The sequence below is a fragment of the Methylobacterium trifolii genome, assembly GCF_022179685.1.
Taxonomy (GTDB): Bacteria; Pseudomonadota; Alphaproteobacteria; order Rhizobiales; family Beijerinckiaceae; genus Methylobacterium; species Methylobacterium trifolii.
In genome coordinates this window covers 1-7,428 of the sequence record NZ_BPRB01000237.1, presented here as the reverse complement: position 1 = coordinate 7,428, position 7,428 = coordinate 1, and the positions used below count along the sequence as shown (strand labels likewise).

The 7,428-nt window shown below is 61.8% G+C and carries 8 protein-coding genes; 3 read left to right on the top strand and 5 right to left on the bottom strand.

Annotation, left to right across the window (positions count from 1 at the left end):
- Positions 1-82 precede the first annotated feature (82 nt).
- Positions 83-1,642: an ISL3 family transposase gene (locus COGEMETH_RS19390; RefSeq protein ID WP_238184245.1), complete on the top strand. Its 1,560-nt coding sequence runs from the start codon at positions 83-85 to the stop codon at positions 1,640-1,642.
- 216 nt (positions 1,643-1,858) lie between these two features.
- Here the strand turns inward: COGEMETH_RS19390 and COGEMETH_RS19385 are convergent, their stop codons facing one another.
- Both COGEMETH_RS19385 and COGEMETH_RS19380 read right to left on the bottom strand, forming a co-directional pair.
- Positions 1,859-2,380: a hypothetical protein gene (locus COGEMETH_RS19385; protein WP_238184244.1), complete on the bottom strand. Its 522-nt coding sequence runs from the start codon at positions 2,378-2,380 to the stop codon at positions 1,859-1,861.
- A gap of 258 nt (positions 2,381-2,638) precedes the next feature.
- Positions 2,639-3,622 (bottom strand): integrase, encoded by a 984-nt coding sequence (locus tag COGEMETH_RS19380; RefSeq protein WP_238184243.1) that lies wholly within the window; start codon positions 3,620-3,622, stop codon positions 2,639-2,641.
- A gap of 297 nt (positions 3,623-3,919) precedes the next feature.
- Between COGEMETH_RS19380 and COGEMETH_RS19375 the strand changes: the two genes are divergently transcribed.
- Complete coding sequence (locus COGEMETH_RS19375; protein ID WP_238184242.1) at positions 3,920-4,063, top strand: hypothetical protein; 144 nt, start codon at positions 3,920-3,922, stop codon at positions 4,061-4,063.
- 12 nt (positions 4,064-4,075) lie between these two features.
- Here the strand turns inward: COGEMETH_RS19375 and COGEMETH_RS19370 are convergent, their stop codons facing one another.
- The 3 genes from COGEMETH_RS19370 to COGEMETH_RS19360 form a co-directional block, all read right to left on the bottom strand.
- The gene (locus COGEMETH_RS19370) at positions 4,076-4,855 is read right to left on the bottom strand and encodes a fumarylacetoacetate hydrolase family protein (protein ID WP_238184241.1); all 780 of its coding nucleotides are present in this window, start codon (positions 4,853-4,855) and stop codon (positions 4,076-4,078) included.
- Positions 4,856-5,175: 320 nt separating this feature from the next.
- A complete protein-coding gene (locus COGEMETH_RS19365) occupies positions 5,176-5,544 on the bottom strand; it encodes a hypothetical protein (RefSeq protein ID WP_238184240.1) in 369 nt (122 codons plus the stop codon).
- A gap of 244 nt (positions 5,545-5,788) precedes the next feature.
- Positions 5,789-6,313 (bottom strand): hypothetical protein, encoded by a 525-nt coding sequence (locus COGEMETH_RS19360; RefSeq protein WP_238184239.1) that lies wholly within the window; start codon positions 6,311-6,313, stop codon positions 5,789-5,791.
- Positions 6,314-6,631: 318 nt separating this feature from the next.
- Here COGEMETH_RS19360 and COGEMETH_RS19355 point away from each other — a divergent pair, with 318 nt between their 5' ends.
- Positions 6,632-7,162, top strand: a complete 531-nt coding sequence (locus COGEMETH_RS19355) for a T6SS effector amidase Tae4 family protein (RefSeq protein ID WP_238184238.1) — start codon at positions 6,632-6,634, stop codon at positions 7,160-7,162.
- Positions 7,163-7,428: the final 266 nt, after the last annotated feature.

The following is a 7,428-nucleotide window of genomic DNA, read 5'->3' as shown; positions in this document are numbered from 1 at the left end:
TCGGCGTGCAACTTTGGCTCTGACTCACTCTTGCTGATGCCGGCGGCGTTGAGGATGTGGACATCCACGATGGAGCCGCAGCATGCGCCCTCGCTTCCGATCGTCGAGCCTCGTACCCGCTGGATTCGTCGTCGATTATGTCGATGTCGGCGCCGATCGGACCGATCTGGTCGTGAGGTCGGGAGCCGCAGTGACGAGCTGCCCAGACTGCCGGACCCCTTCGCGTCGCATCCAAAGCCGCTACCAGCGCCGTGCCGCCGACCTGCCGCTCGGTGGCCGGCGCGTCGAGCTCCAGGTCGTCGTACGACGCTTCTGGTGCGACGCAGCTGCCTGCAGGCGGAAGATCTTCGCCGAGCGTTTTCCCGATGGCGTTCTTCCCGCCTTCGCGCGACGCACCTCGCGGCTTGAGCAGATCGTCCATCACGTCGGTCTCGCGCTTGGCGGTCGGCCCGGTGCGGGCCTTGCCCAGCGTCTCATGCTGCCGGTCAGTCGCGACACTCTCCTGCGCGTCGTCCGCCGACGGGCGACGACACGGTCCGATTCGCTCGGCGTCATCGGCATCGACGACTTCGCCTGGCGACGCAACCACCGCTACGGCACCCTGGTCTGCGATCTCGAATGCCGCCGCATCGTGGCGCTCCTACCGGACCGCGAACAGGCCACCGCACAGACCTGGCTGAAGGAGAACGCCTCGATCGAGATTGTCGCCCGCGACCGTGGCGGCGGATATGGTGAGGCTATCGCCCGCGCTCTGCCGCAGGCTATCCAAGTCGCCGATCGTTGGCACCTCATGGAGAACGCCAGCCGCGGCTTCCTCGACGCCGTACGCAGGTCGATGCGTCAGGTTCGCGAGGTCGTTGGCGCGGCCACCCTTGATCCGGCGCTCCTCACCGCGGCTGAGCGCATCCAGTACGAGGGTTACCTGCGGCGGGAAGAGGCGGACGCGGCCATCCGCGCGCTCGCCGAGGCCGGCGTCCCGATCCGCCGGATCGGCCAGCGCCTGGGCCACAGCCGCAAGGTGGTGCGTGCGGTCCTGCGTGGCGAGCGTACGGACGTCTTCCGGGTCCGCCAGAGTTCGCTCGAAGCCCATCTGCTCTGGCTCGATGCCCAGTGGGACGCTGGCAATCGCAATGCCACCGAACTTTGGCGGAAGGCGAAGGTGCAGGGCTTCCAAGGATCGCTCCGGGTCGTCGGGGAATGGGCGACGCGGCGCCGTCGCGCAGAGCAGGCCAACATCGAGCGGCTTCAGCGCGTGCCGTCGGCGCGAACCTTGGCACGACTGCTGACGACGGGTCGGGACCGGTTGACCAGGGCGGAGACGCTGACCGTGGCCGCCGTCGAGGAAGGGGTGCCGGCGCTGGTCGAGGCGCGCGAGGTGGTCGGCGCCTTCCAGACGATGGTACGAGGAAACGAGCTTGGCCAGTTCGAAGGATGGCTCAGGCGAGCTGAGGCGAGTCTCGTCGCCTCCTTCGCGCGCGGCATCGGTCAAGACCGAGCCGCAGTTCAGGCCGCGATCACGCTGCCGTGGTCGAACGGCCAAACGGAGGGACAGATCACCAAGCTCAAGCTTGTAAAGCGCCAGATGTACGGCCGCGGCAAGATCGACCTGCTCCAAGCTCGCCTGATCGGCCTCACGCCTTGAGGATCAGCGAAAGTGCGTCAGAGCCAAAGTTGCACGCCGAAACACACCCTGAACCTGTAGACCGTGCGCGACTGGGTGCTGGCCTTCAACACGGACGGTCCAGCCGGGCTGATCGGGCACACCGCTCCCAGCGCTCCGGCCGAGCTCAAGAAATATCAAGATCAAATCTTGCAATAAATCGCCTATATGACCATTGAATACTCAAATTACCGAGGTTCACTTTTTCGGTGACTGGCGTCTACGTCGCACCTTCGTTTTATCCGGCACAGGAATGTTGTTTTTGCTGTTCGCCGTCATGCGCGCGAGAACATTCTCGTCTACGCGTCGTTCCTGGGCCCCCCTTTGCGCAATACGCTTTTGATTGTTCCGCCAAATGGTAGAATAATCATGCTCTAGAATTGGCTCAATCGCAGCGTTAGATATATCGTAATTCACTATGACATCGCTCAATGTTTGGTTGATAAAGTCTGTTATTTTTGATATCCAATCCAGATGCTTGACAAGATATCTCAATACCATTCGGTCAAGCGCAACATCACTTGTTAATTCTGCAAGCTTACAATCCACAGTAAAATTAAGAAGAGTCTGTAGATGCGTCTCAAACTTGTCCATGTATGAAGTTATTTCATGCGATCCAGCTTTGCCCGTGCTGCAAATGTATTCCTGCAAATAATTGATTTCATCCCACGGATGCTCGCCATTTTCTTCAGGACTAAAGGGATAAACTTTCAACGTCATTCACTCCGACTTAAAGATCCTTTCACTTTACCTACCATTAATCCTCAAGATCAACTAGGATTTTTTTACATAGTTACCTTCACATGGTTGCATAACCGGTTTCGAAATTTTACAACACGCCCATCAGCCACGTGAGTTGATAATTCAATATTGACTTACCTTGCATTATTAGCGTATCAAAAGAATAATACTCATCAAATACTCAGATAAAATACAAATCCTCATTATTTATAGTAATTTTTATTGGTCCTTATTTGCTTAACCCAGCCGAATGGCGAGGTCAGCTGCCCGCAAGTGCGTATAGCGCGTGAGCATTCTCAACTCACGGTGGCCGGAGATGGCAGCCACCTCAACGACATTGAACCCTTTCTCGAACAGGCGCGATACGGCCTCGTGCCGAAGATCATGCAGATGCAGATCCTCAAGGCTCACACGTCGTCGCAGACGCTCCCAGGCGAGCCGGACGGCATTTGGGGCTGCCGTGAACACCGTGGTGCTGTCGCCTGTCCTGAGCCCTCTTAGAGTCTCGACGGCGCGAGAAGACAGGGGCACGTCGCGGCTGGTGCCGTTCTTCGTTTGGGGCAAATGCGCAACGCGCTTGTCGAGGTCGATGTGCTCCCAACGTAGGCCGAGCAGTTCACCTCGGCGCATTCCAGTCTCGATCGCAAGCTCGATCAGCGGGCGCAGGTAAGGCACGCGACCCATGTCGGCGGCGGCGAGCAAGCGCTGCTCCTCGTCGCCTTCCAGTCGTCGCGTGCGGCCTTTCGGGGCAGATGGCCGGCGCACGAGCTTGCAGGGGTTTTGGGAGAGGTGAATGTCCCACTCGCGGCGGGCAGTGTCGATGGCGTGCGAGATCGTGTTGAGCTCGCGGATCACTGTTGCCGGTGCGACCGTCTTGAGCCTCTCGTCGCGGTAGGCGGCGATGTCGGCGGTCGACAAACGGGTCATCGTTCGATGGGTGATGGCCCGGCGTAGGATAGCGTTGATGCGCGCAATCTCGGTCACTGCACTGCGCTTCTCCGGCGAGACCGTGTCCCGGTAGCGAGTAAGTATCTGGGCCAGGGTGGAGTTCTCAGCCAGCCTGGTGTCGGGCAAGACGCCGTTGCGGTCGAGTTCAGCTTCGAGGCTGCGCGCCCAGCGCTCGGCGTCAGTCTTGGTGTCGAAGCTCTTGGCTCGAGGTTGCATGCCCTTCCGGCGCACAGCAGCCTGCCAACGTCCGCGCAACTTCCTAATCGTCGCCATCGTGTTCGTGCGTCCAGTGATCCGCTGATTTACCTATCAAAGGACACCTTTGCCGGGCCGCAAAGGATTTTCCCTGGCTGGACAAGCTTCGACCCAAGGGCGTGATGCGGATGGCGGTGGTTCCAGAGTGCAAGGCTTTCGTCACGGGCGTCTTGGTCTGGGACATCGTATCCTGACCGCGCCATCCATGCGCTTTGCCGTCTGGTTCCTCGGGCTCGGAGCGCCCCACATCCTGCGCGATGGCTTTACCGACCGATCGAGCTGCCGCGCGATCTGCCGGGCACGAAGTCGAAGCTGATGCGCTCCGTCTTCCTGTTCTGCTACGGCGGCGCCTTCCGGAACTTCGGTGACCGGATCGCCTACAAACGCCGCGGCACGGGCCTCGCCGCTCTTGAACTGGTTCCTGCACGAGAGGCTGGCCTCTCGTCTCCAACCGGCTGAAGCGCGCGTGGATCAGACGATGCGGATCGACAGATCAGGCAGACCGTCGAGCTTGCCGAGGAGCACGTCGCCCCTGGACACCGCTCCGACGTTCTCGGGTGTGCCCGAATAGATGAGGTCACCCGGCTTGAGTGCGAAGGCCTCAGACAGTTTCGAGATCTGCTCGGCCACGCTCCAGATCATCTTGTCGAGATCGGAGTTCTGCCGCATCGTTCCGTTGACTGAAAGCGAGATAGCGCCCTTGCGCAGATGCCCGACCTGCGCGACGGGCTGGATCGGGCCGATGACCGCGGCATTGTCGAAGCTCTTCCCGATCTCCCAGGGCTTCTTTTCCGCCGCACTGCCGTTCTGAAGATCGCGGCGGGTCATATCGAGCCCGAGCGCGTATCCGAAGACGTGGTCGAGGGCCCGCTTGATCGGGATATCAACGCCACCCGAATGAAGGGTGGCGACGAGCTCGATCTCGTGATGGTAGTTCTTTGTCAGCGAGGGGTAGGGATGCTCCGCGACCTCGCCGACTGCGACGTTCTGGATCGCGTCCGTCGGCTTCTGGAAGAAGAACGGCGGCTCCCGGTTCGGATCGGATCCGCGCTCAAGGGCGTGCGCTGCATAGTTTCGGCCGATGCAGTAGATGCGGCGCACGGGGAAGACGCGGCTCTCGCCGAGGATGGGGATGGTCGTGGCCGGCAGGGCGAAGAGCGGATCGGGCGCGGGTAGCGCCTCCGCCCGGCGCGTGCCGCACGTCGTCGCCACCGCCGCGAGCGCGATCAGGTCTCGTCGGGACGTCCTCATCGTCGCCTTCCTTTCTAGCCGACCGGATTCCTGCCGGTGCCGATGACATTACCCGAAGGCCGGCCCCGCGCATGGGGGTGTTTCAGGTCCAAGCCGCGCCGGCGCGGGGCCCGAGATTCAGGCCCGAGCCAGCCGAGTCGCCTTTGTAGACGCCGCCGACCCTCTCGCCGCAGGCGGAGAGCCTCGGGATCGGAGCGTAGTTCTCGTGCATCAAGCTGCCGCCCTTGCTCACCTCAGAGACCGTAGCATTGCCCGTCCCCGACGGAACCGAACCATCGGGCGGTGCGCGACCCGGGTGCCTCCGCAGCACGCCCGGGCAGCTACCGATCCGTTGAAACGCGACCACCGGCAACGCCCAGACCGCGTGCGCCGGCAGTGCGGTTGACGACGCCAAAGCGCAAAACGGCCTGCTCGAGATAGTCGACCGCGTCGACGAGTTCCCGGCGGGCCTCGTCGACGACGGCCGCCTCATCGTCTGGACGAACATCCGCTAGCTTTACGGCGGCGATGAGCACCCGATCGCGTTCATTCTCAATTTGGCGATCCCGTTCGACGTGCCCGCGCACGTCCGCGTCGAAGGCCTCGATGATCTTCCACGGCAGGTCGTCTCGCAGCCCTGAGCGGGGATAGCCTTCAGCGAGGCGACGGGCCTTTTCGGCCGCCGCCCGAACCAGATCGGCTAAATCCATGCGGGGATTCTCCCTACAGCACCGACGATGACCGGGCTTCCTGCAGCCGCGATCGGGCACCGAGCGCAGCTACGTCCGAAGCGCATCATCGGATGAATCAGACACAGGGATTTGCTGAGCTACAGGACGATGTCGGCACGCAGCCTTATGCCATATCCAAAGCGAGACGTGCGCCCTTCGAGCGACCTGTCATATCGTCATAGCCCGCGACCGTGAACGGCTGGCGCTCGAACGAATCGCAACATCAAGGCGTGGTGGCCGGCGGGGCGGCGGTCTTCGACAGCAGCCAATCGGGACCGAACATGTGCGCGTCTTTGAGGCCTTTGCCTTTCGGTGCCACCGACAGGGGTGGGTCCAGTTGATAGACGAGGGTCCACGATCCGCCGGGATAAGCCGTGGCTTCGTATTTCGCCTTAGCGGTCTCGGGGGCGCCGAGCACGGCGATCCAAGTTAACCGACGACGTTCCGTTTCGCTCAAGGCCTGCAAGATCCAGTAGACATTATAGCCTCCACCCGAAAAACCGTAAAACGCCGTGACGTCGTCCCGGCGCTGGAATTTTTCCAGGGCGAATATCGTCTGTGGGCTGCGAGATCTGCTGCTCCCCCCACGATCGCCCGAGATGTCCAGCACCTCGCCGCTGAACCCGACGCGATGGGCGTATTGTGTCGCCGCCGCCTCGTGAAGCGCGCCCTTTGGGTAGTCCTTCGGATTGCCATCCTCATCGGGAAAGCGGCCGCTGTTGCCTCGCAGGATGAGCATCGTCGGCATCCCTGGCCTCCTCCCATCGACAGGTGCGGCGCCCTCCGAGGGCATCGGTTCGGCATCGAGACGCGCACAACAACGGAGACTACTCGATCCGACCCGATCGATGACGATCCGACACGGCCGCCACTTCGACCGGCAGGCTGCATGATCGCATGGGAACCGAAGGCTGGCGAGGACCGAAATCAGATCTGGGCACCCTCCGCGGACGTCGTCCAGGGCATTCGGGCAGCCTGAAGCTGTCTATCGATCCGGCATACGCTGGACATACTCCAAAGCCACATGCACTGTCATCGTGGGAAGCAAACCGTCGCGAGGTGCGTTGTGGCCAAGCCGAGCTTCGATTGGATGTGGACTTATTTCCCAGATCACGGCAAGTATCCGACATTGAAGGATCTATTCGGCTGGCTCGGCGGCGGCCTCAAGCGAAACATCGATGAGCCCGGCTTCGGTCCCGCCGGCAATACGTGCGCTGCGCGCATGTCGCGAGCGCTCAACTACGCCAACCATCCGATTACGGCCAAGCAGATCAAACAACTGAGTCTCAATGCCTTGCTGGGCGACGACAAGAAGCACTACCTGTTTCGCGTGCGCGAACTCCGAACCTACCTGACCCACACCATCGGTGTGACGCCCAAAACGGTGAAGAAGGATTTTCAGACGGCATTCGCAGGCGAGCGTGGCATCGTCGCTTTCCGCGTCGCCGGGTGGCAGAGTGCCTCCGGTCATATCGCCCTCTGGGACGGATCGTCCTTTCGGGAGAATGACCACGACGATTACCGCGCGCAGCAGGACGACCCGAGCACGGCAGAAAACGAAGGCACCGTGGAGGAGATGGTTCTGTGGCCCCTCTGAGACCGATGTGCCGAACACTGGGTCTGGCCCTTCTTCTTGAAGCCTTGCCCGGATCGGCCCTCGCGAAGCCGCTACCGCGAACCCCGCCGGCGGAAGACCTTGCCCTGGCACGATCCTACGTGCTCGCCTCCTGCCTCATGGTCCGATACCCCGACACGCCGATGGCGCGTGAGGCGGATGCCTGGGCGGCCGGGCTTGTCGAGAACGGCCACATACCCGGTGCAGTCTACAAGGACTTGGCGGAGATCGGCCGCACACGAGCGCCC

Bases quoted from the DNA above. Each gene is read 5' to 3' on its own strand.
- COGEMETH_RS19360 (WP_238184239.1), bottom strand. From the start codon at position 6,313: ATGCCGACGATGCTCATCCTGCGAGGCAACAGCGGCCGCTTTCCCGAT.
- COGEMETH_RS19365 (WP_238184240.1), bottom strand. From the start codon at position 5,544: ATGGATTTAGCCGATCTGGTTCGGGCGGCGGCCGAAAAGGCCCGTCGC.
- COGEMETH_RS19370 (WP_238184241.1), bottom strand. From the start codon at position 4,855: ATGAGGACGTCCCGACGAGACCTGATCGCGCTCGCGGCGGTGGCGACG.
- COGEMETH_RS19375 (WP_238184242.1), top strand. From the start codon at position 3,920: ATGCGCTCCGTCTTCCTGTTCTGCTACGGCGGCGCCTTCCGGAACTTC.
- COGEMETH_RS19390 (WP_238184245.1), top strand. From the start codon at position 83: ATGCGCCCTCGCTTCCGATCGTCGAGCCTCGTACCCGCTGGATTCGTC.
- COGEMETH_RS19385 (WP_238184244.1), bottom strand. From the start codon at position 2,380: ATGACGTTGAAAGTTTATCCCTTTAGTCCTGAAGAAAATGGCGAGCAT.
- COGEMETH_RS19380 (WP_238184243.1), bottom strand. From the start codon at position 3,622: ATGGCGACGATTAGGAAGTTGCGCGGACGTTGGCAGGCTGCTGTGCGC.